Source organism: Pusillimonas noertemannii, from assembly GCF_003096595.1.
Taxonomy (GTDB): Bacteria; Pseudomonadota; Gammaproteobacteria; order Burkholderiales; family Burkholderiaceae_B; genus Pusillimonas; species Pusillimonas noertemannii.
Genome location: NZ_QEKO01000003.1, coordinates 273,111 through 294,525, shown reverse-complemented (window position 1 = coordinate 294,525; position 21,415 = coordinate 273,111). Strand labels below are relative to the sequence as shown.

At 63.9% G+C, this 21,415-nt stretch carries 19 protein-coding genes and 1 tRNA gene; 3 read left to right on the top strand and 17 right to left on the bottom strand.

Features of this window, described 5'->3' with window-relative positions; all coding sequences use genetic code 11:
- Positions 1-36 precede the first annotated feature (36 nt).
- Entirely contained in the window at positions 37-393 is a 357-nt protein-coding gene (locus tag C7440_RS19750; protein WP_133244291.1) for a site-specific integrase, read from the top strand.
- Positions 394-417: 24 nt separating this feature from the next.
- Here the strand turns inward: C7440_RS19750 and C7440_RS12480 are convergent.
- A tRNA-His gene (locus tag C7440_RS12480) sits at positions 418-493 on the bottom strand.
- Positions 494-683: 190 nt separating this feature from the next.
- Between C7440_RS12480 and cls the strand changes: the two genes are divergently transcribed.
- Positions 684-2,141, top strand: a complete 1,458-nt coding sequence (gene cls, locus C7440_RS12475; RefSeq protein WP_116518782.1) for a cardiolipin synthase — start codon at positions 684-686, stop codon at positions 2,139-2,141.
- A 28-nt stretch (positions 2,142-2,169) separates the two neighbouring features.
- Here cls and C7440_RS12470 read toward each other — a convergent pair whose 3' ends face one another.
- The 6 genes from C7440_RS12470 to C7440_RS12445 all read right to left on the bottom strand — a co-directional run bounded on the left by C7440_RS12470 (position 2,170) and on the right by C7440_RS12445 (position 8,949).
- Positions 2,170-3,729 carry a malonate--CoA ligase gene (locus C7440_RS12470; RefSeq protein ID WP_116518781.1) on the bottom strand — a complete coding sequence of 520 codons (1,560 nt, stop codon included), beginning with the start codon at positions 3,727-3,729 and terminating at the stop codon, positions 2,170-2,172.
- Between the two features lie 24 nt (positions 3,730-3,753).
- A complete protein-coding gene (gene bioD / locus C7440_RS12465; RefSeq protein WP_017522696.1) occupies positions 3,754-4,470 on the bottom strand; it encodes a dethiobiotin synthase in 717 nt (238 codons plus the stop codon).
- Entirely contained in the window at positions 4,467-5,666 is a 1,200-nt protein-coding gene (gene bioF, locus C7440_RS12460) for an 8-amino-7-oxononanoate synthase (RefSeq protein ID WP_116518780.1), read from the bottom strand. The genes bioD and bioF overlap by 4 nt, the downstream gene beginning before the upstream one ends.
- Positions 5,663-7,012, bottom strand: a complete 1,350-nt coding sequence (gene bioA, locus C7440_RS12455) for an adenosylmethionine--8-amino-7-oxononanoate transaminase (protein ID WP_371743491.1) — start codon at positions 7,010-7,012, stop codon at positions 5,663-5,665. Before bioA ends, bioF begins: the two co-directional genes overlap by 4 nt.
- Positions 7,013-7,015: 3 nt before the next feature.
- Positions 7,016-7,876 (bottom strand): alpha/beta hydrolase, encoded by an 861-nt coding sequence (locus C7440_RS12450; protein ID WP_116518778.1) that lies wholly within the window; start codon positions 7,874-7,876, stop codon positions 7,016-7,018.
- 74 nt (positions 7,877-7,950) lie between these two features.
- On the bottom strand, positions 7,951-8,949 hold the full coding sequence (locus tag C7440_RS12445; RefSeq protein ID WP_017522692.1) for a LysR family transcriptional regulator: 999 nt from the start codon (positions 8,947-8,949) through the stop codon (positions 7,951-7,953).
- 135 nt (positions 8,950-9,084) lie between these two features.
- Between C7440_RS12445 and C7440_RS12440 the strand changes: the two genes are divergently transcribed.
- Complete coding sequence (locus C7440_RS12440; protein ID WP_116518777.1) at positions 9,085-10,152, top strand: aromatic ring-hydroxylating oxygenase subunit alpha; 1,068 nt, start codon at positions 9,085-9,087, stop codon at positions 10,150-10,152.
- Positions 10,153-10,174: 22 nt separating this feature from the next.
- On the opposite strand, the gene C7440_RS12435 is transcribed toward C7440_RS12440, so the two are convergent.
- The 10 genes from C7440_RS12435 to dmpE form a co-directional block, all read right to left on the bottom strand.
- Positions 10,175-12,916 carry an autotransporter serine protease gene (locus C7440_RS12435; RefSeq protein WP_116518776.1) on the bottom strand — a complete coding sequence of 914 codons (2,742 nt, stop codon included), beginning with the start codon at positions 12,914-12,916 and terminating at the stop codon, positions 10,175-10,177.
- A gap of 158 nt (positions 12,917-13,074) precedes the next feature.
- Entirely contained in the window at positions 13,075-13,773 is a 699-nt protein-coding gene (locus C7440_RS12430) for an ABC transporter ATP-binding protein (protein ID WP_116518775.1), read from the bottom strand.
- A 16-nt stretch (positions 13,774-13,789) separates the two neighbouring features.
- Entirely contained in the window at positions 13,790-14,545 is a 756-nt protein-coding gene (locus C7440_RS12425; protein ID WP_116518774.1) for an ABC transporter ATP-binding protein, read from the bottom strand.
- Positions 14,542-15,531 (bottom strand): branched-chain amino acid ABC transporter permease, encoded by a 990-nt coding sequence (locus tag C7440_RS12420; RefSeq protein ID WP_116518773.1) that lies wholly within the window; start codon positions 15,529-15,531, stop codon positions 14,542-14,544. The genes C7440_RS12425 and C7440_RS12420 overlap by 4 nt, the downstream gene beginning before the upstream one ends.
- Before the next feature lie 17 nt (positions 15,532-15,548).
- Entirely contained in the window at positions 15,549-16,469 is a 921-nt protein-coding gene (locus C7440_RS12415) for a branched-chain amino acid ABC transporter permease (RefSeq protein ID WP_116518772.1), read from the bottom strand.
- A gap of 89 nt (positions 16,470-16,558) precedes the next feature.
- The gene (locus C7440_RS12410; RefSeq protein ID WP_116518771.1) at positions 16,559-17,725 is read right to left on the bottom strand and encodes an ABC transporter substrate-binding protein; all 1,167 of its coding nucleotides are present in this window, start codon (positions 17,723-17,725) and stop codon (positions 16,559-16,561) included.
- A gap of 74 nt (positions 17,726-17,799) precedes the next feature.
- Positions 17,800-18,831 carry a 4-hydroxy-2-oxovalerate aldolase gene (dmpG, locus tag C7440_RS12405; RefSeq protein WP_017522684.1) on the bottom strand — a complete coding sequence of 344 codons (1,032 nt, stop codon included), beginning with the start codon at positions 18,829-18,831 and terminating at the stop codon, positions 17,800-17,802.
- 19 nt (positions 18,832-18,850) lie between these two features.
- On the bottom strand, positions 18,851-19,798 hold the full coding sequence (locus tag C7440_RS12400) for an acetaldehyde dehydrogenase (acetylating) (protein ID WP_116518770.1): 948 nt from the start codon (positions 19,796-19,798) through the stop codon (positions 18,851-18,853).
- A gap of 30 nt (positions 19,799-19,828) precedes the next feature.
- Positions 19,829-20,617 (bottom strand): 2-oxo-3-hexenedioate decarboxylase, encoded by a 789-nt coding sequence (dmpH, locus tag C7440_RS12395; RefSeq protein WP_116518769.1) that lies wholly within the window; start codon positions 20,615-20,617, stop codon positions 19,829-19,831.
- Positions 20,618-20,628: 11 nt separating this feature from the next.
- Positions 20,629-21,414, bottom strand: a complete 786-nt coding sequence (dmpE, locus tag C7440_RS12390) for a 2-oxopent-4-enoate hydratase (protein WP_116518768.1) — start codon at positions 21,412-21,414, stop codon at positions 20,629-20,631.
- Between the last annotated feature and the right edge of the window lies 1 nt (position 21,415).

Genomic DNA, 21,415 nt, shown 5'->3' with positions numbered 1-21,415 from the left:
ATGTTCGGCAGTGATCGGGGGAGCGGGTAGCGGGGTTTGCTGCACGATATCGCGGCCCTCAAGCATGCCGGCAAAAAGCCAACGCCAATTTCAGTGTTCGTATTTGCCAATCGTCGTGGACAGCCTTACACCGCGCCTGGCTTCCAGTGCATGTGGGCGAAGGTCATGACTGACTGGCTGAGCGAAGGCGAAACTCGCGAACGCTTCACGTTTCCTGACCTAAGGGCCAATGACATGACGCACATAATGGAAGGGAAAAAAGACCCGGAAACGCACTCGAATCCGGCAACGACCCGGAGAGTTTACGACCGGCGGCGAGTAAGGAAAAATATCGCCTTTGAGGTAGTGCATGTCACCAAGTTTGGGACATGTCACCATTTGATGGTTTCCTGAAATGCCGGAAAGCCACATGAATATTGGGGTGACCGATGGGGCTCGAACCCACGACAACCGGAATCACAATCCGGGACTCTACCAACTGAGCTACGGTCACCACTGTTTTAGCGGCCATTGCGCCGTTAAAGAATTGGATTCTAGCATGAATTCACCCCCTGCGTCATAGGCGCTGGGTCGCCATTCGCACCGTGCCCGACCGCCATGTGGACCCGAGACCACGCCGCGACTCTTCTATATACTTGGCTGGCTGATTTCGTCCATATCGCCAAAGACCCACGCCACCAAATATGCTGCTTTACCTGCAGGCTTTCTTGCAAGAGTACTGGCCCCATTTCGTGTTCTTGTTCACCCTCGCGGCGGCCGCCACGGCGGCTGTTCATGCGGCCATGAACAAGACGGACGTACGGGCGGCCATCGGCTGGGTGGGCATTATCCTGCTGTCGCCGCTGTTCGGCGCCTTTTTCTACCTGATCGCCGGCATCAACCGCGTGCGCCACGACCAGATCTCGCAGCAGCGCGACAAATCGCTGCGCCACTACAGCACGCTCGACGACACGCCCATTGCCGACGTCACGCCCTACTCTGCGCCCCAGTTCGCCTCGCTGCAAACCCTGGGCGACGGCGTCAGCAGCTTCCCCCTATGCGACGGCAACCATATCCAGCTGCTGTGCAGCGGCGATGAAACCTACCCGGCCATGATCCAGGCCATAGACGGCGCCAAGCTGTCCATCGCCTTGCAAACCTATATCTTCGACAATGACCGCGAAGGCCGGAAAATCGTCGATGCGCTGGCCAGGGCGGTAAAGCGCGGAGTCGAGGTACGGGTGCTGATCGACGCCATCGGCTCCAAATATTCTCGTCCGCCCATCGTCCACCTGCTGCGACGCCAGGGGGTACGCACCGCGCTGTTCATGACCAACCCGCTGGGCATGCGCATGCCCTACGCCAATCTGCGCAGCCACCGCAAAATACTTATTGTGGATGGCTGCATCGGGTTCACGGGCGGCATGAACATCCGGGCCGGCTTCACCACCGGCCCTTCGCATGAACCCGCCGCATGCGACACCCATTTCAGGGTCGAAGGGCCCATAGTGCTGCAGCTTACCGCCGTGTTCTCGCAAGACTGGGAGTTCACCACACGCGAAGCGCTGCCCTACGACATCTGGTGCTGCGAAAGCTGGTCGCCTCCCATGCCGCGCGTGCCGGCGCGCTGTGTACGTTCCGGGCCCGACCGCACCATCCTGAGCACCCACCACATGTTGCTGGGCGCATTCGCCGTGGCCCAGCACAGCATACGCATCCAGTCTCCGTACTTCCTGCCCGACGTGGCCCTGCTGGGGGCGATCAACACCGCGGCCCGCCGCGGCATCCGGGTCGACATCGTGATACCGGGACGCAACAACCTGCGCCTGGTCAACTACGCCATGACGGCCCAGCTGGACCAGGTCATCCGCAATGGCTGCCGCGTATGGCGAGCGCGCGGTCCCTTCAACCACTCCAAGCTCATCACCATAGACGGGGCCTGGTCGTACGTGGGTTCTTCCAATCTCGATCCGCGCAGCCTGCGGCTGAACTTCGAACTGGACATCGAGATCTACAGCCGCGCGATGGCCCGGGATCTGGAACAAAGAATCGACGCGGAAATCGAGAACGCCGAAGCGGTCACGCTCGAGGCGCTGGCCGCCATGCCCTTCGTGAAGCGGCTGCGCAACAAGATCATCTGGCTGGCCAGCCCTTATCTTTGAATCTCGCCACCCCGTGGATTGACAGGCCCTAGGCCAGGTCGGCGTATGCCTCGCGCAGCACGTTCTTCTGCACCTTGCCCATGGTGTTTCGCGGCAGTTGCTCCACGACGACCACGTGCTTGGGCACCTTGAAATTGGCGATCTGCCGCTTGAGGCTTTCCTGGACGCCCTGGGGATCGATGGTCCGGCCCGGTTCGGGCACTACCACCGCCACCACCGCCTCGCCGAAGTCGGTATGCGGCACGCCGATGACGGCCGACTCAACCACTCCGGGGATATCGTCGATGAAGGACTCGATTTCCTTGGGATAGACATTGAACCCGCCCGTGATGATCAGGTCTTTACTTCGGCCAACTATGGAGAGATAGTCGTCGGGAATGGCCTGCAGCACCTGTCCTTCGTCGTCCAGGATGGAACCCCATCGCCCCACGTCTCCGGTGCGGAACCAGCCATCGGCGGTAAACTCCTCGCGCGTCTTCTCGGGCATGCGCCAATAGCCCGAAAACACGTTGGGGCCGCGCACCTGGACACTGCCGATCAGGCCAGGCGCCAGGGGAACGTCATCGCTGTTGACCACGCGCGCCTGAACGCCGGGCAGCGGACGGCCCACGGTGCCCGCCATGCGCGGCCCCTGGTTCTCGTCGTAGGGGTTAGAGGTGAGCATGACGGTTTCGCTCATGCCGTAACGCTCGAGAATGGTGTGGCCGGTGCGTTCGCGAAAGCTGTTGAAGGTATCGGCCAGCAAGGGGGCCGAGCCGGAAATGAACAGCCGCATGCCGGCGCATAACTCGCGAGTGAAGCGCTGCTCGGCCAGCAGTCGCACATAATAGGTGGGCACACCCATCATGACGGTGCTGCGGGGCAAATAATGCAGGGCCTGTTCTATGTCGAGCTTGGGAAGCCAGATCATCCGCGCGCCGGCCAGCAGTGCCCCGTGCGCCCCTACGAAAAGCCCGTGCACGTGGAATATGGGCAGCATGTGCAGCAGGACGTCATCGCTTCTCCAGCCCCAGTAAGTGTTCAGCACCTGCGCATTGGAGGACAGGTTCCGGTGGGTCAGCATGGCGCCCTTGCTGCGGCCCGTCGTGCCCGAGGTGTACAGGATGGCTGCAAGATCGCCGGGCTGGCTGGCCACGGTTTCGAACTTGCCGTCCTGGCCGGCCGACGCCTGCTCCAGCGTGCCGGCGCCGCGCTCATCCAGGGTGTACGTATGGGGGATGCCACAGCGCTGTGCCAGTTCCGACACCCAGGACAGATTGGCCGGGGAACACACCACGACCGAAGGCTCGGCATCGCGAAGAAAATACTCGACCTCGGCCTCGCGGTAGGCTGTGTTCAGCGGCAAATAAACAAACCCCGCCCGCAATGTGGCCAGGTAAAGCATCAGGGCTTCGGGCGACTTTTCGACCTGGACCGCCACGCGCGCCCCCGCGGGCAAACCCAGCCCGGCCAACAGCTTGGCATAGCGCGCCGATATGCGTTCGATATCGTTCCAGCTGTAGTCGCGCGTCGGAGTCTCGATGGCGGTGCTGTCTCGGTCGGCGGCAAACCCCGCCTGCAGCAAGGCATACAAATTGGCATTGGCCATGGGTGTTGATGCTCCCTTATGTTTTTATCGATGTGTTCCGGGCCAACCCGGCAGCAAGGTGAAATCAATGTGCGACGCGGCCGCCTCGCTGGTCGCGGAATCAAGGCGCGGCACATGCCCCAGCATGGGGGCGCTGAGGCGGCGGCGGAGGGCGTCGATATTGGCCTGCACATGAGGCATGTGGGGGTCGACCGTATTGGCCACCCAGCCAGCCAGCTCCAGGCCCTGGGCGGCGATCGCCTGCACGGTCAGCAGGGCGTGATTGATGCAGCCCAGGCGCATGCCCACCACCATGACTACGGGCAGGCCGAGTTCGCGGGCCAGGTCGGCCGTGTCGAAATAATCGGACAGCGGCACGCAAAAGCCCCCTACTCCTTCTACCACCACCGCATCGCAAGCCTTTTCCATCTGGGCATAAGCCTGAAGTATCCGGCTTGAGAACATCTGCACGCCCGCCAGCCCGGCGGCAATATGAGGTGCAATGGGCTCGCGCCACAGGTAGGGCGTAATGACGTCCGGCTCGAAACCGACGTTGCTTGCCGCATTGAGCCGGTCGACGTCGTCGTTGTGCCAGGCGCCGTCCCGCTCTTCCACGCCCGCGGCAACGGGCTTCATGCCCGCCGCCCTGAGGCCTTGGCGGGTGAGCGCATGCAGCATGGCGCTGCTGATCAGCGTCTTGCCTATTTCTGTGTCGGTGCCTGTCACGAAACAAGAGAAACGATTGGCAGCAGCCGTGTTCATGCCTCGGCCTCCTGGCTGTGTTCTATGCGATTGACGGCTTCGGCCAAATGGGCGACCTGGGCCGGATCATGATTGGCGGACAAAGTGATGCGCAGCCGTGCCGTCCCGGCCGGAACCGTGGGCGGACGAATGGCCGGCACCCAATAACCCAGTTCATGCAGCGCCCTTGCCGCCGCCATGGCCGGCTCGTTGCCGCCCACCACTATGGGCTGGATGGCAGTGGACGACTCGAGCCGCTGCCAGCGCCGCAGGCGCAAGCCTTGCGACAATGTGGAAATGAGCGATTGCAGCCGCTCGCGCCGCGCCATGCCGTCTGGGCCCTCGATGATGTCGAGGCTGGTCAGCAAGGCATGGGCCAGCGCCGGAGGCGACGCGGTGCTGAACACATAAGAGCGCGCCCGCTGCACGAGCCAATCGATCAGGCTTGCATCGGCCGCGACAAAGGCGCCGGCCACGCCCGCCGCCTTGCCCAGCGTACCCATGTAGATCAGATGCTCGGACCGCAGGCCGAAATGTTCGAGTGCGCCATGCCCTTGCCTGCCCAGCAGGCCGAAACCATGGGCGTCGTCGACCAGCAGCCATGCGCCATGCCGCTCGCAAAGCGCCAGTATCCGCGGCAAGGGGGCCAGGTTGCCGTCCATGCTGAACACGCTGTCGGTGACGACGATCTTGATGTTGGCCTTGCTGGCGGTCAGCAGCGCATCCAAGGCCTGGACGTCGCAATGCGCGTACACCCGGGCAGGCACGCGCGCCAGGCGCATTCCGTCGATCAGCGAGGCGTGATTGAGCTGCTCTGAAAAGATTTCAACGCTGTCATCGAGGGCCGCCAGGCCCGCCAGCACGCCCACATTGGCCATATAGCCGGTCGAAAAATACAGGGCCTGCGCCTGCGGCACGTGGTCGGCCACGAACGAGGCCAAGCGCTCTTCGAGCCGCTGGTGCACCCGATAGTGCCCACTGATCAGGTGCGATGCGCCGCTGCCCGTGCCGAAAAGCTCGACGCCCTCATGCAAAGCGCGTGCGATGCGCGGGTCGTTCGCCAGGCCCAGGTAGTCGTTGCTGCAAAAGGCGTGCAGGGGCCGGCCATCGACCGTCGGCTGCACGATGCAGGGGCTGTCGGAGGTTCTCCGCACGCGGCGCAAGCCCTGTTCGTCCAGTTGCGCCAGGCGCCGGCGCAATGATTCCAGCGCCTTCATGGTGCGGCGTCCAGCGCCTGCTCGAACACCGCCAGAGTGCTGCTTGCAAGGTGGGCGACCTCGTCGTCGTTCAGTATGTAGGGCGGCATGATATAGACGGTATTGCCGATGGGCCGAAGCAGCAGTTCATGCTTGAGCCCCAGGGTGAAGAAGCGGCGGGCGAAGCCTCCGTCGCCTTCCGCCAGTTCGGCATCGAAAGCCCAGATCATGCCACGCTGGCGAAAATGCCTGACACGCGGATGAGCGGCCAGCGGCTGCAGCGCCTGGGTGATTCGGCCGGCCAGGGCGCGGTTGGCCTCGAGCACGCCATCGTCGTCGAATATCTGCAAGGTGGCCAGGGCCGCCCGGCAGGCAAGCGGATTGCCCGTATAAGAATGAGAGTGCAGGAAACCGCGCGACATCTCATCGCTGTAGAAAGCCTGGTAGATGTGGTCTTGGGTCATGACCAGCGACAAGGGCAGGTAGCCGCCGCTGATGCCTTTTGAAAGGCAAAGGAAGTCAGGCCATATCGACGCTTGTTCGCAGGCGAAGAAGGTGCCGGTGCGGCCGCAGCCCACGGCGATCTCGTCGGCGATAAGGTGCACCTGGTAGCGGTCGCACAGTTCGCGAAGCAGCGCAAGATATAAGGGGTCGTACATGGCCATGCCGGTGGCGCACTGCACCAGAGGCTCGACGATGACGGCAGCAATCGCCCCGGCCCGTTGCTGCAGCAGGGCCTCGAGCCGGCCCGCCGCGCGCCGGGCGCAATCGGCCGCCGTCTCGCCCGGCGCGGCGGCGCGGGCGTCCGGCGACTCTACGACATGGGTCTTGCCCAGCAAGGGGCCATAGGCGTCGCGAAACAGCGAGACGTCGGTTACGCTCAGGGCGCCCAGCGTTTCGCCGTGGTAGCTGCCCTTCAGGCAGACGAATTCCTGTTTGTCGCCGTGCCCCGTATTGCGCCAGAAATGAAAGCTCATCTTCAGTGCGATCTCGACGGCCGAAGCGCCATCGGAGGCGTAGAAGCAATGGCCCAGCCGATGATCGGCGCGGGCGGCCAGCCGTTCGGACAACATGACGACCGGCTCGTGGGTAAAGCCCGCCAGCATTGCATGCTCGAGGCGGTCGAGCTGGTCTTTGAGGGCGCCATTGATGCGCGGGTTGGCATGCCCGAAAAGATTCACCCACCACGAACTGACGGCATCCAGGTAGCGCCGGCCTTCATGATCGAACAGCCAGGCGCCCTCGCCGCGGCTGACCGCGACCAATGGCATCGTCTCGTGATGCCGCATCTGCGTGCAGGGGTGCCAGACATTGCGCAGGCTGCGCGCCACCCAGCTTTCCGGCCCGGCGCCCATTACTTCCGGCATGGCTCAGCCCTTGATGGCGGCGACGATGGACCTGGCGTACTCTGACGACGGGTCGCCCAGGACGTTCAGGATGGTGAAGTGATCGGTGCCGGGGACGGAGTCGTGCCGTGCAACCGTCCACACCTTGCCCAGGGCTTCGGCCTGGCGATGGAATTGGTCGGTTTCGCCGGCGCCCACAAAAGTATGCACGTACGTGCCCTGCGGGCCGGGCCAGGCCAGCGGGCTCAAGGCCTCGGCGCGGGGCTGATCGAGCCCCAGCGCCGTATTGATGGAAGAAGGCAGCAAGGGCGGAAGATCGAATACGCCGCTGATGGGGAATACGCTTGCAATGGACGGCATGCCCGCCGGCACGGGCGTATCGGTGCGCGCCACCATCATGGAGACCAGATGGCCGCCGGCCGAGTGCCCCATCAGCGACACGCGCCCGGCGTCGAAGCCCAGCTGCGCCGCTTGCGAAGCCAGCCACACCAGCGAATTTCTCACTTCGGCAACCATGTCTTCGATCTTGGCCTGGGGCGCCAGCGAATAATTGACGACCGCCACATTGATGCCCGCTTCGATATATGGCCTTGCAATAAAGCCGACGTCGGCCTTGTCTCCGCCCTGCCAATAGCCGCCATGCACGAATACGAGCAAGGGGCCGTTTTGCGCGGCGGCGTAATAGTCGAGCTTTTGAAGGGGCTCGCTGCCATAGGCAAGGTCTAGAGCGGGCTTGGCCTTGCTTTCGAGTTCGCGGCTTGCGGCGATCCAGGTTTCACGCGTTTGCGGATAGCTGGGGAACGCCACGCGCAGGTTGTATTGCGCCTCGCTGTCTTCGGCCGGGCACTGCACCCGGGCGGCCTTTGCGTTTTCTTGGCCCGTCATGGACTGGACTCCTCCGTAGGTGGATGAACTGGTGGGGCCTGCGCATCGGCGCCAAGCCCCTCAACTGCACGATTCTACCCCCTGGACGGAGCCTTGCGACCGCCGCGCCTTTTGCCCGGCCCGCCAGATGCGGGGCCGCGACCCGTCAGTAGAGCGTCGTGCTCCGGCTCTGCCAGGTAGCCGTCGAACAGTTCGAACACCACCCCGCGCAGCCAACGCAGGCGCGGGTCGTTGTGAAAACGGCGATGCCAGTACTGCTTCAGGTCGTACCGCGGAATTCCGGCGGGAGGCGCCAGAACCCTCAGCCGGCCGCCGCGGGCAAAGCGCTCGGCGATGGTGCGCGGCAATACGACCACCAGGTCCGAGTCCTCGATCAGGCCGGGAACGCTCATGTAATGAGACATCTGCACGCCTATGCGGCGCTTGATGCCCTGCGACAGGATGTACTGCTCGTACATCTCCATTGTGCGGCTGCCGTCCCGCACCAGCAGGTGCTCGGCTCGCCTGAACTGCTCCAGGGACATGCGGGGCCCGCGGATCGGATGGGTATCGCGCACCATGCATGCCAGCACGTGCGAAAAGAGACGCTGCTGATAGATGTCGGCGCCCGTCAGGTCGGGAAAATAGCCCATGGCCATGTCGATGCGGCCCTCGTACATGGCCTGGTCCAGATCGTCGGGCCCCAGGCTCAGCGTCTTCAGGGCCAGCCCGGGTGCCCGCTCGCGCAACAGGCGATACAGGGCCGGAAGCAGCACCACCTCGCCGATCTCGCTCAGGCAGATGGAAAGCTCGCCCTTGCAGGTGGCCGGATCGAACGTGGGAGGCGTAAGAATGTCGCGGTCGATCACGTCGATGACTTCGCGGGTCTTGCCCAGTATGCCTTGCGCCAGCGGCGTCGCATGCATGCGCGGGCCGCGCCGCACGAACAGGGGGTCGTCCAGCGCCTTTCGCAGCCGGCCCAGCGCCGCACTGGCCGCGGGCTGGCTGATGCCCAGGCGGCCCGCCGCGCCGGTGACGCTGCCTGTTTCATGAACGGCGAGCAGTACCCGCAGCAGGTTGAGGTCTGTTTTCATTGGTCCGGGTGAAGTTTGCCAAGCGGTGGAGTGGTTCGCACACTATAAACATATCAAATACTGCGAATAAACATAATCCACTATATATATTCTGAAGCGGCCGCTAAAGTAAATACACAAATACAGGAGACGGACATGCCTTTTCTTCAGAACGCCTGGTACATGGCGGGCTGGGCCGACGAAATCGAGCCCGGCCAGATGATCCACCGCAAGCTGCTCGACCAGCCCATCGTATTCTTCCGCCGCACCGACGGCCAGTTGGCCGCCTTGCATGATCGTTGCCCGCATCGCTTCGTCCCCCTGCACCTGGGCACGCTCAAGGGCGATGCCATCGAATGCGGCTACCACGGCCTGCAATTCGACTGTACGGGCCGCTGTGTGGTCAACCCACACAGCAGCACCATCCCCGCGGCAGCGCGTGTCAAACCCTTCGCAGTGGCCGAGAAAGACGGTATTGCATGGATCTGGATGGGCGAGGCGGACGAAGCCCGGCACGACCTGCTGCCCGACTTCTCGCGCCTGCACGCGGCGCCGCTCAATGCCGCTTCCCGCGGCTATTTGTGGACCGACTGCAATTACAAGCTGGTGGCCGACAATGTCATGGACCTGAGCCACGCCGATTTCCTGCATGCCGATTCGGTCGGCGGCGGCGCCTTCACCAGTGCGAAGACCAGGGTCGAAGAGCATGGCGACGACGTGCACATTACCTGGGAATGCCGGCATGACAGCGCCCCGCCCGCCTACGACCGCCTCATGCCCCGGCCGGGCCAGCCGGTGAATTTCCACACCGAAGTGCGCTGGCGCGCCCCCGGCATCATGCACCTGGACATCGCCATTACGCCGCAAGAAGATCCCGGCAGCGAAGGCCTGCGCACCGACAATGCCCACATCGTCACACCCGAAACAGAGTCGACCACGCACTATTTCTTCTGGCTGACACGGCGCTTTCAGGTAGACGACGAAGAAATCAACTCGCGCCGGCAAGCCATTATGTACAACGCCTTCAGCAACCAGGACAAGCCCATGCTCAGCGAGCAGCAGCGCGCCATGGGCACCGACGACCTGTTCGGCCTCGGGCCCGTGCTGCTGCCCGGCGACGCAGGCGCCGTGCGGGCTCGCCGCAAGCTCGAGCAGCGGATACGCGACGAGTGCGCTGCCGCATCCCGGCCAGCCGCCGGCGCGCCGCGCGTTGCGCGCGCCTAGCGCCCGGCCTGTGGAACCGCGACTAGAAACGAACGCGTAAATACAGTGTGCCGAGGTTGTCGGTCGTGCCGTTGCCGAATTGTCCGCTGTAACTCAGGCCCACGGCGGTGTTCGCCCCGGCTTGCAGTTCGGCGCCCAGCTCGGCCACCGCGGCATTCCTGGCAATCGGAGCGCCGCTCGTGCGGAAGACCGCGCCATTGCCCTGCGTGAAAGCCAGGTCGCGGCCGGGCGAGATATCGCCCACCGCATGGCGCCATCCCAGGCCGGCCGAAAGCGACAACTGCGCGCGGCCCGACTCGAACATCGCCCTGCCGCGCAGCCCCACTGTGAAGCTGCCCAGGTCGCTGTCGTGGCGCTCGCCGCGCAATGCCGCCTGGCCGCCCGTTTCCGCAAAGCGCCCGGCCCGGAGCCGCTGCCAGCTCGCGCCGGCATAAGGTTCGAGTACGGCGGCCGTTCCCACCGGCAGCGCATAAGCCAGTTCAGAGAACAACTGCAGCGCATCGGCGTGGTAGTCGGCGCTCAACGTCTGGCTGCCGCCCACGTCGATGCTGCGGCGCGTATCGATGTTGTGGCGGGTATAGGCGGCGCCCGCCAGGAAATTCAGGCTGCCCCCTCCCTTTGCCCAACTGTTGGCGCCATACAGCACGCCGGTATAGCTGTCGGCCCGCGAAGACGAGTCATCGCCGTCCAGTTCGACGCGATGCTCGGTATAGCCGAATGCGCCGCCCAGACGCCAGCCACCCCGCCCAACCGCCGCATCGCCGCCCAGGAACAGGCCGGCGGCACGAAGGCGCAGCTGCGCCGCATTGCCGTCGCCGTCCAGGGTGCTGCGTCCGCCAATCGCCTGCACCCACAGCGGTGTAGCCTGACTGTGCGCCGGGGTCGTGGCGCGCATCCGCGCCGCGACGGTGCGCACCACCTGGCCCCCTGCTTGCAGCAATGCCGACTCGGTTCCCGCATGCACCTGCCCGCTCAATGGCTCCATCATCGCCGCAATCTCGCCCGGCTCGGCATTCAGCACTTCGTCGTACAACCCGGCCATGCCGGCCGGCGGGTAATACGAGCCGGTATCCAGGGCCTGCGCCACGGCGCGCTGGTTGGCCGTGTCCGCATAGCGCGCAAAAGGTACCTCGTTGCGCCGGATCACCAGTGACAGCCCTTCGCCGCGGTCGAAGGTGGGTGATAGAAACGCCATGCTGTAGGTCACCGTGTCGAACTCGCCCGCGACCCCGCCGCCCGCTGTGATGAAATGGTAGGGAATGTTCTGCCGATACGGGCCGCCGGCCAGGCGCAGCGTACCGGCCACAACGGCCCTGCCGCCCACCACCAGCTTGTCGGTCGCACCTTCGGGGCCGACCTCCAGCTCGTGCACCGAGCCCGGGTAGGCTATATAGTCGCCTGCCACGGTCAAGGTGCCCACTGAATTACCCGGCGCCAGCACCCCATGGTTGTCCACGCGCCCCACCGTGCCCGAGCCGCCCAGCGTACCGGCCGCCTGCACGGTAACGGCGGACGCCAGCGAGCCATTGACCACCAGCTTGCCGCCGGCAACCGTGGTCGGACCCGCATAGCTGTTGGTCCCGGCCAGGCGCAACACGCCCTGGCCGCGCTTGGTCAGCCCGCCGGCCCCGTCGATATCGTTGAAGAAGGTCGAGTCGTAGCCCAGCGTGTCCACATCGAACAGGCCCGTGAACCGGGCCGGTCCGCGCACCGCCTTGCCCACATTCAGCAAGCCCCAGCCGTAGACGTCGTCAACCCCCGGCGCGCCGATGTCCGTGGCCGTGGTCAGCAGCGTCTGCTGCAGGTGGTAGGCGCCGAAGTAAGGATAGGCCTGCTTGACCAGCGCCGCGGCGCCCGCCACATGCGGCGAGGCCATCGAGGTTCCCGTCTCTCTGTAGTAGCCGCCGCCTCGACGGACGGAGTTGACCCCGGCGTCGGGATAGCCCTCTCCCCCGCCCGGCGCGGTCAGGCACCATGCTTTGGCTATCCCGCAATGGTTCGCATAGTCCACCGCCTCGCCAGTTTCACTGATGGCGGTCACCGCCAGCCAATTGTCCTTCAGCTCGGGAAACCAGTAGGGAGAGCCCGCCATGAAGTCGGGATGCGGCTGCTCATGATTGCCGGTGGCGAACACCATCAAGGAACCTGCCGCGGCAAGCTTGCGATAGGCCGCCACGCTTAGCGGATAAGCCGCCTCGGCCGCCGCGGCGGAGCCGTAATCCTTGGCATTGCAGGGCGGAGCGCTGTCGGGGCCGCAGGCATCGAACCCCAGGCTGCTGTTGACGATGGGCAGGTTTTGCGTGGCCAGGTATTCCCAGCCCGGCGCCAGCGCCGCATCGTAGCTCGCAGCCCGGCCCGCACTGGCAATGAACAACGAGCTTTCGAACGCGACGCCATGCATGCCGACGCCGTCGCGCAGCGCGCCGATAATGCCTCCGACATGGGAACCGTGGCCTACATAGTCTTTGCCATCGCCCGGCCCATACGGAACCTTGGAATAAAAGTCATAGCCTCCGGCGATTTTGCCGCCCCTGAATTCGGGATGCGACCCGTCTATGCCTGAATCCAGGATTCCCACCGTAACGCCCGCTCCGGTGTAGCCCAGCGCATACGCTTGCGCCGCATTGACCAGGGCCAGGCCTTCCTGCGCCAGATACTCCGGGGTTTCGAAACTGGACGCCGTGGCGGCTTCGGCCCCGGCCAGTGCAAAAAAAAGGCCGGCGCCGATCAGGCTCCGGACAACATGGTTGTGCTTGTATGTCATTACATTGCCAGATGGAAGCAGGAGGCGGACCGCCAAGGAATGTAACTATAAGGCAATGAGGTTAAATTTTGTATCTTTTTTATGGCCTGCCGAGAAAAAGGCAAAAGCGTCGCTGCGAGCCAAGGGATAGCTCGACGGATGAGGAAAGGGTTTTTGCTTCAAACGCCGACATAACGCGCAATGAGCTCGGGCTGGGCGGCCAGTTCGGGCGAGCTGCCGCGCCACACGGTAACGCCCTTGTCCAGAATGACGTTCCGGTCGGACAGCCGCAGCAGCGCCTTGGTGTTCTTGTCGACCACGATCATGGAAAGCCCCTGCTCCTTCAGTTGCTTCAGCACCTTCCATATCTCTGCCCGCACCACCGGCGCAAGCCCCTCGGTGGCCTCGTCCAGTACCAGCAGGCGCGGATTGGTCATCAGGGCGCGGCCTATGGCCAGCATCTGCTGTTCGCCGCCCGAAAGCTGGTTGCCCATGTTGGAGCGCCGCTCTTGCAGCCGCGGGAACAATTCGTAGATTTTCTCCAGGGTCCATTGGCCTTGTCCGCCCGACCGGGATGCCGTGGCGACCAGGTTCTCTTCTACGCTGAGCGTGGGAAATATCTGCCTGCCCTCTGGCACCAGCGATATTCCCATGCGGCCGATTCGATACGACGGCAGGCCGCCCAGGTCGGCGCCCTCGAAGCGGATGCTGCCCGCGCAGGGCTTCAGCAGGCCGAAAAGGCATTTGATGACCGTGGTGCGGCCCATGCCGTTGCGGCCGATCAGGCCCACCACCTCGCCCTGCGCCACATCGAGCTGCACGTCGAACAAAGCTTGCGAAGGGCCGTACTTGGCCGCAAGATTCTGGATGGAAAGCATGGGGGCTCCTGTGTGTTCAGGCGTCTTCATCGTCGCCCAGGTACGCCTTGCGCACGTCGGGATGGTTGCGGATCTCGTCGGCGGTGCCGGTGGCGATGACCTTGCCGTACACGAGCACGCTGATGCGGTCGGCCAGGGAGAAGACCGCATTCATGTCGTGCTCGACCAGGACGATCGTGTATTGGCCCTTCAGGGAGCGCAGCAGCTCTATGGCCGCGGCCCCCTCGGCGGCGCTCATGCCGGCCATGGGTTCGTCCAGCAGCAAAAGGCGCGGGTCGGCGGCCAGCGCCATGGCGATCTCGAGCTGGCGCCGCTGCCCATAGGCGAGGTTGGCGGCAGCTTCGTCGGCCACGTGCTGCAGCTGGCATTCGGCCATGATGCGCCGGACCACCTCCATGGTCTCGCTGTCGCGGACCAAGGGCTTCCAGACGGCCATGCGAACGCCCCGCTTGCGGCGCGCCGCAAGGCAGATGTTCTCGCGCACCGTGAATGAATCAAACACCGACGTGATCTGGTACGAACGCAGCAGGCCCAGCTGCACCCGCTGCTGGATGGGCTGCCCCGTTACGTCGACGTCTCCGATCAGGATGCGTCCGCCATCGGAGGCAAGTTCGCCGGTAAGCAGGTTGATGAGCGTGGTCTTGCCGGCGCCATTGGGCCCGATGATGGCGTGCAGCTCGCCGGGCCGTACCTGCAGCGTAACCTCGTCGGTGGCCTTGAGACCGCCGAAATAGCGCACCAGGCCATCTACCGTGAGTGACGGGGCGGTCATCGGGTTTCTCCTGCGGGTTGCGCCTCGATGGCCGCCGGGGCAGACGACGGCCGGTTGAAGAAAACCTTGAGCCAGGCAAACTGATTGCGGCCGGCCAGGGCGATAAGAACGATGATGGGGCCCATGATCAGCATCCAGTGTTCGGTCCAGCCCTTGAGCACTTCTTCGAGCAGCAGAAAGATAATGGCGCCAAAGATGGGCCCCGTTACCAGCCCTATGCCGCCGATGACGATCATGACGATGAGCTCGCCCGAAACATGCCATGCAATGTAGCTGGGCACGGCGAAAGCGGTCAGGTTGGCCAGCAGAAAGCCCGCAAGCCCGGTAATGACGCCAGAAAGCACATAGGCAGACAGCTGAACCCGGAATACCGAATAGCCGAATGCGTTCACGCGTCGCGGATTGATATGCGTGGCCCGCAGTACCATGCCGAAGGGCGAAGTGCGCAGCCGGTTCAGGAACAGGGCAAGCGCCAGCAACAGCGCCCAAGTCGCCCAATATACTTCGGTGCTGCCGCTAAGCGTGAACAGCCCGAAGTCGCTCGATTCATAGATGTTCAGGCCGTCGTCGCCGCCGAAGGGCGTAAGGCTGACCATCAGAAAATACAGCATCTGCGAAAACGCCAGGGTGATCATAATGAAGCCGATGCCCGACGTACGCAGGCAGACCGAGCCGACCATCACCGCCACCACGACGCACACGCCAATGCACGCCGCCAGCTGGATCCAGCCGTTACTGATGCCATAGTCGCCGAGTATGCCCACGGCATAGGCGCCCAGGCCGATGAACATGGCATGGCCGAAGCTGACCAGCCCCGCGAAACCCAGCACGATGTTCAGGGCGCAGGCGGCCAGTGCGTAGACCAGCACGCGGGCGAAAAAAGTAACGTAGAACGGCTCGTCGGTGGCTTGTGCGACGAAGGGTATGGCGGCCAGCAGGATGAAGAGCACCGGCAGGCTGAAGCGCGTCCATTTATTGAGTGTCATGTCGTACTCCGGTTGCGTCAGCGCTTGGCCGAGACCATGAGGCCGTGCGGCCTGAAGGCAAGCACGAAAGCCATCAGCAGGTAGATCAGCATGGAGGCCAGCGCCGATCCCACCGTGTTGGCGGCGGTGGGCGCCAGGACCAGGGCAAGCAGACCCGGCAGATAGGCGCGCCCCAACGTGTCGATGACGGCAATCAGTATGGCCGCGAAGAGCGCGCCCCGTATCGAGCCGATGCCACCCACCACGATAACCACCAGGGCCAGGATCAGCACGGGGTCGCCCATGCCCGACTGCACCGAAAGTATGGGCCCCGCCAGGGTACCCGCCAGCCCGGCCAGCGCGGCGCCCAGCATGAACAGCGATTTCTTCAGAAGGTCGACGTTGGCCCCCAGCACGCTGACCATGGACGCATGCGTAGTGCCCGCCCGGACGAGCATGCCGAACCGGGTCTTCTGGATGAGGTACCAGGCACCAAAGGCCACCACCACGCCCACTGCAATGATCAGCAGCCTGTAGATCGGGTACGAGGCGCCGAGTATCTGGACCGAACCCCGGATGACTTCGGGAATGGTCACAAAGTAAGGGCGGTTGCCCCAGATCACGATGGCAAGCTCGTTGAAGAACATCATCAGGCCGAAGGTCGCAAGCACCTGGTAAAGGTGGTCGTGGCGATACAGCGGCCGCGCCACGAGATGCTCGACCACCAGGCCCACGATGGCGGCCGAAGCCACCGCCGCGACCAGCGAGAACAGGAACGAGCCGCTGGCGTTGTAGGTGGCGGCGCCCACGAAGGCGCCCACCATGTATAGCGAGCCATGGGCGAGATTGATGAAGTTCATGATGCCGAAGATCAGGGTCAGGCCCGACGACAGCAGGAACAGCAGGACACCCAGCTGCAGCCCATTGAGCAGCTGCGACAGGAACAGCGAACTATTCATGACGGATTTTCCGTAGGGGGATCAGCGGCGGACTCGTCCGCCGCTGGCGGCGACCCGACGGCGCGCCGCAAAGGGCGCGCCGGCAGGCGCTACTTCATGTTGCACTCGGACACGTAGGCGTCCTGGTGGTCGGTGAACACCGTGGCGATCTGCTTGACGATGACTTCATCGCCTTCGGCCACCGCCTTGAAGGCATACAGGTTCTGGATGGGCATGTTGTTGGTGTTGAAGGCGAACTTGCCCCGCACCGAGGGAAACTCGGACCCTGCCGCCTTTACCGCCGCGACAAAGGCCTTGCGATCGGAGACGTCGCCGTTCAGCTTGCGCACCGCCGTGTCCAGCAGATAGGCGGCATCGTAGGCATTGGCCGCGTATTCAGAAGGCGTATGGCCGTATTTTTCTTCAAAGCTCTTGACGAACTTCTTGCTTTGCGGGTTGTCGAGCACGGGCGCCCAGGTGGCGCCGTATATATTGCCATCGGCCTGGGTCTTGAGCGAAACCAGCGTGTTGGAGTCGATCATGCCCTCGGAGTACACGGGTATCTTGCCCATGACGCCCGCCTGCCGCAGCTGGCGCACGAAATTGACGCCGGTGCCGCCGGTGTAGAACACGAACAGCGCTTCGGGGCTGGCCGCCTGCAGGGCCGAAATCTCGGCCGAGAAATCCAGCTGGCCCAACGGCGTGTAGACCTCTTTGACGACGTCGCCCTTGAAGTAGCGCTTGAAGCCGTTGAGCTTGTCTTTGCCCGCCTGATAGCTGGTGGTCATGAGGTAGGCGTTCTTGTGGCCCACATCCTGCACGTACTGGCCCATGGCCTCGGACATGGTGTCGTTCTGCCAAGCAAGCCCGAACAGGTTGGGCGTGCACAGCTTGCCCGCCACCGGAGCCGGACCGGCGTTGGTGGCAATGGCCACGACGCCCGAATCCTTGATGCGCCGCAGCTCGGCCATGAGCACGTTGGAAAAGCCCAGGCCGACGATGGCGTCGACCTTGTCGCGCTCGAGGAACTTCTGCACGATCTGGCCGCCGACATCGGGCTTGAGCTGGTCATCTTCGATCACGACATTGACCTTCTGGTCACCGAACTTGTTGCCCAATTGCTCCATGGCCAGCATGAAGCCGTCGCGCTGGTCCTGGCCCAGCACCCCCTGCGGCCCCGACAGCACGCCGGAGAACCCGATGGTGATATCGGCGTGTGCTGCGGGAACGGCCATGAACAGGCCGGCCACCAAGGCTGCTACGGTGGTTTTTTTCATTGCTTGTCTCCTGTTTATAGTATTTGTCAGGGCCTGTCCCAGGCCCTGTTTGCGGCATAGTGCCGCACGCCCGGTCAGGCGGTTTCTTTCTGGGTTTCTTTCTGCAGCAGGTCGAGCGCCACGTCCACGATCATGTCTTCCTGCCCGCCCACCATGCGGCGCCGGCCCAGTTCGACGAGAATGTCCACGGTCTTGAGACCGTATTTCTCGGCCGCCGCCTCGGCGTGCCGCAGAAAGCTGGAATAGACGCCCGCATAGCCCAGTGCAAGGGTTTCGCGGTCGACCCGAACGGGACGGTCTTGCAGGGGACGCACGATGTCGTCGGCCGCATCCATCAGCTTGTACAGGTCGCAGCCGTGGTTCCAGCCCATGCGCTCGGCCGCCGCGATGAAGACCTCGAGCGGCGCATTGCCCGCGCCCGCGCCCATGCCGGCCAGGCTGGCATCGATGCGGTCGCAGCCCTCTTCCACCGCAATGATGGAGTTGGCCACGCCCAGCGACAGGTTGTGGTGGGCGTGCATGCCTGTTTCAGTTTCGGGCTTGAGCGCGTCCTTGAAGGCGCGGAACCGGTCGCGCACGTCGTTCATGTTGAGCGCGCCGCCCGAATCGACCACATAGACGCAGGTCGCGCCGTAGCTTTCCATCAGCTTGGCCTGCTGGGCCAGCTTGGCGGGCTCGTTCATGTGGCTCATCATCAGGAAGCCCACGGTATCCATGCCCAGTTCGCGGGCATACTCGATGTGCTGCTTCGAGATGTCGGCCTCGGTGCAATGCGTGGCCACGCGCACGATGCGGGCGCCCGCGTCGTACGCCGCGCGCAGGTCGTGCACCGTGCCCACGCCCGGCAGCAGCAAGGTCGCCACCTTGGCGTGGCTGACGCTGTCGGCCACGGCCTCGATCCACTCCAGGTCGGTGTGGGCGCCAAAGCCATAGTTGAAGCTCGAGCCCGACAGGCCGTCGCCGTGCGCGACCTCGATCGAGTCGACGCGCGCCTCGTCAAGCGCCTTGGCAATCTGGCGCACGTTCGCAACGCTGTACTGGTGGCGGATGGCGTGGCTGCCGTCGCGCAGCGTTACGTCGGAGATATAAAGTTTTTTGTCGCTCATGGTGTCGCTCCTTGCCGCGTCAAACGGCCATGCCGCTCATGCGGGTTTCAGCCAGGCGTTCGGCGCAAGCCAGCGCCGCCGAAGTCATGATGTCCAGATTGCCCGCGTAGGCGGGAAGATAGTGCGCCGCGCCCTCGACCTCGAGGAAGACGGAGGTTTTGAGGCCTGCCAGCTTGCCCAGGCCCGGCACGTTGAGCGGCCGGTTCTCGTCGTACAGGTCGAACTGCACTTCCTGCTTGAGGCGGTAGCCGGGCACATATTGCTGTACATCGTTCACCATGGCCTGCACGCTTTCGCGGATGGCGTCCTGATCGGCCGGCTCGGACAGCGTGAAGATGGTGTCGCGCATGATCAGCGGCGGCTCGGCCGGGTTCAGGATGATGATGGCCTTGCCGCGCGAAGCGCCGCCCAGCACCTGGATGGCCTTGGAGGTGGTTTCGGTGAACTCGTCGATGTTGGCCCGCGTGCCCGGTCCGGCCGAACGGCTGGATATCGAGGCCACGATCTCGGCATAGTGCACCTTGGCCACGTTGGACACGGCCTTGACCATGGGTATGGTGGCCTGGCCGCCGCAGGTGACCATGTTGATGTTGGTCGCGTCGAGCTTTTCGTCCAGGTTGATGGACGGTATGACGTAGGGCCCGATGGCCGCCGGAGTAAGGTCGATGACCTGCACGCCATGCTGCTGCAATATCTCGTTGTGCCGCTTGTGCGCGCCCGCCGACGTGGCGTCGAACACGATGCGAATATCCGCAAACCCGGGCATGGCGACCAGGCCGTCGATGCCGTCCGAGGTAATGGGTACATTCATGCGCTGGGCGCGCGCCAGGCCGTCCGACTTGGGGTCGATGCCCACCATGGCGGCCATTTCCAGGTTGCGGCTCTGGCGCAGCACCTTGATCATGAGATCGGTGCCGATGTTGCCCGAGCCGATGATGCCCACTTTGATCTTGCCTGCTTGTGTCATGTCAGTTTCCTTAGTCTAGATGCGGGAACGCTACACGAAACGCAGTGAGAGCGAGCCCAGGTGCTGATAGCGCACCGTAATGTTGTCGCCCTTGCCGACCGCCACCGCTTCGGTGACGCCACCGGTAAGGATCAGCGTGCCGGCGGGAATCTCTTCGCCGCGCGCGCCCAGCATATTGGCCAGCATGGCCACGCTTTGCGCCGGATGCCCCAGTACCGCAGAGCCGGCGGCCGTGGCCACGACTTCGCCGTTTTTCTCCATGACCACGCCCAGGTTCTTGAGATCGATGCCCAAGGCGCTGCGCGCGCTTCCGCCCACCACATAGCGTGCGGCCGAAGTGTTGTCGGCAACCACGCTCTTTAGGTCGAACTTGAAATCCTTGTAGCGCGAGTCGATGATCTCGAGCCCCGGCAGCACGAAATCGGTCGCCGCGAGCACCGCGCCGATGTGGCAGCCCGGCCCCTTCAGCGGCTTCTTGGTGACGAAGGCGATCTCGGCTTCGACCTTGGGGTGAATGAGGGAGGAGGTATCGCATTCGCCGCCATCGGCCAGCACGCCGTAGTCGGTAAGAAAGCCGCGCACCGGGTCCACCACGCCCATCTGCTTCATCTTGGCATGCGAGGTCAGGCCCATCTTGAGCCCGGTGATGCGCACGCCGCGCGAGGTCTTGATCGCCCGCAGCGCATCTTGCACCGCGTAGGCGTCGTCCCAGTCCATGTCGGGATGGTCATCGGTGATCTTGATGACTTCCTTGCACTGCATTTCGGCCTCGTCCAAGTGGACGGCGAGTTTCTGTATGGTTGCCTTGTCTAGCGCCATGATGTGTGTCCTTAGATGAATCGTACGCCCACCGAGCCGATGCCGCCCAGGCTGACCCGCAGATTGTCTCCGGCCTGGGCCGGAACCATGGCTGCCAGCGAGCCCGACAGAATCACTTCGCCCGCGCGCAGCGACATGCCCAGCTCGCCCAGCGTATTGGCCAGCCACGCAACCGCATTGAGCGGATGGCCCAGGGCCGCCGCGCCCGCGCCGGTAGCGACCACGTCGCCGTTCTTTTCAAGCGTCATGCCCACCAGGGACAGATCGATCTTGCGCGGGTCGGCCGCCGCGTCTCCCAGTACGAATACCCCCGACGATGCGTTGTCGGCCACGGTGTCCTGGATGCGTATCTTCCAGTCGCGGATGCGGGAGTCGACGATCTCGAAGCAGGGCAGCACGTATTCGGTGGCGCGCAGCACGTCGGCATTGGTAATGCCGGGTCCGCACAGGTCGTGCTTGAGCACGAAGGCGATCTCGCCCTCGGCCTTGGGCGCGATGAGCGTGTCGGCGGGAATGGCCGCGCCGTCGCCGTACACCATCGAGGACGTAAGGTGGCCGAAGTCGGGCTGGTCGACCTTGAGCATGTCCATTACCGCCCGGCTGGTCACGCCTATTTTCTTGCCGATTACCTGCTCGGTGCCGTCTTGCAGCCGCCGCTCGATCATGCGCAGCTGGATGCGGTAGGCATCTTGTATGGTAATGTCGGGCTCTGAGGTGGTGAGCGGATCGATCGCTTTCCGCTCGACCAGGGCCTGATAGAGCGCGTCGCCGTATTGCTGTATTTTCTGTTCGTTCATG

Bases quoted from the DNA above. Each gene is read 5' to 3' on its own strand.
- dmpE (WP_116518768.1), bottom strand. From the start codon at position 21,414: ATGAACGAACAGAAAATACAGCAATACGGCGACGCGCTCTATCAGGCC.
- C7440_RS12440 (WP_116518777.1), top strand. From the start codon at position 9,085: ATGCCTTTTCTTCAGAACGCCTGGTACATGGCGGGCTGGGCCGACGAA.
- bioA (WP_371743491.1), bottom strand. From the start codon at position 7,012: ATGCCGGAAGTAATGGGCGCCGGGCCGGAAAGCTGGGTGGCGCGCAGC.
- bioF (WP_116518780.1), bottom strand. From the start codon at position 5,666: ATGAAGGCGCTGGAATCATTGCGCCGGCGCCTGGCGCAACTGGACGAA.
- C7440_RS12470 (WP_116518781.1), bottom strand. From the start codon at position 3,729: ATGGCCAATGCCAATTTGTATGCCTTGCTGCAGGCGGGGTTTGCCGCC.
- cls (WP_116518782.1), top strand. From the start codon at position 684: ATGCTGCTTTACCTGCAGGCTTTCTTGCAAGAGTACTGGCCCCATTTC.
- C7440_RS12410 (WP_116518771.1), bottom strand. From the start codon at position 17,725: ATGAAAAAAACCACCGTAGCAGCCTTGGTGGCCGGCCTGTTCATGGCC.
- C7440_RS12425 (WP_116518774.1), bottom strand. From the start codon at position 14,545: ATGACCGCCCCGTCACTCACGGTAGATGGCCTGGTGCGCTATTTCGGC.
- C7440_RS12420 (WP_116518773.1), bottom strand. From the start codon at position 15,531: ATGACACTCAATAAATGGACGCGCTTCAGCCTGCCGGTGCTCTTCATC.
- C7440_RS12450 (WP_116518778.1), bottom strand. From the start codon at position 7,876: ATGACGGGCCAAGAAAACGCAAAGGCCGCCCGGGTGCAGTGCCCGGCC.
- bioD (WP_017522696.1), bottom strand. From the start codon at position 4,470: ATGAACACGGCTGCTGCCAATCGTTTCTCTTGTTTCGTGACAGGCACC.
- C7440_RS12430 (WP_116518775.1), bottom strand. From the start codon at position 13,773: ATGCTTTCCATCCAGAATCTTGCGGCCAAGTACGGCCCTTCGCAAGCT.
- C7440_RS12445 (WP_017522692.1), bottom strand. From the start codon at position 8,949: ATGAAAACAGACCTCAACCTGCTGCGGGTACTGCTCGCCGTTCATGAA.
- C7440_RS12415 (WP_116518772.1), bottom strand. From the start codon at position 16,469: ATGAATAGTTCGCTGTTCCTGTCGCAGCTGCTCAATGGGCTGCAGCTG.
- C7440_RS12400 (WP_116518770.1), bottom strand. From the start codon at position 19,798: ATGACACAAGCAGGCAAGATCAAAGTGGGCATCATCGGCTCGGGCAAC.
- dmpG (WP_017522684.1), bottom strand. From the start codon at position 18,831: ATGAGCGACAAAAAACTTTATATCTCCGACGTAACGCTGCGCGACGGC.
- C7440_RS12435 (WP_116518776.1), bottom strand. From the start codon at position 12,916: ATGACATACAAGCACAACCATGTTGTCCGGAGCCTGATCGGCGCCGGC.
- dmpH (WP_116518769.1), bottom strand. From the start codon at position 20,617: ATGGCGCTAGACAAGGCAACCATACAGAAACTCGCCGTCCACTTGGAC.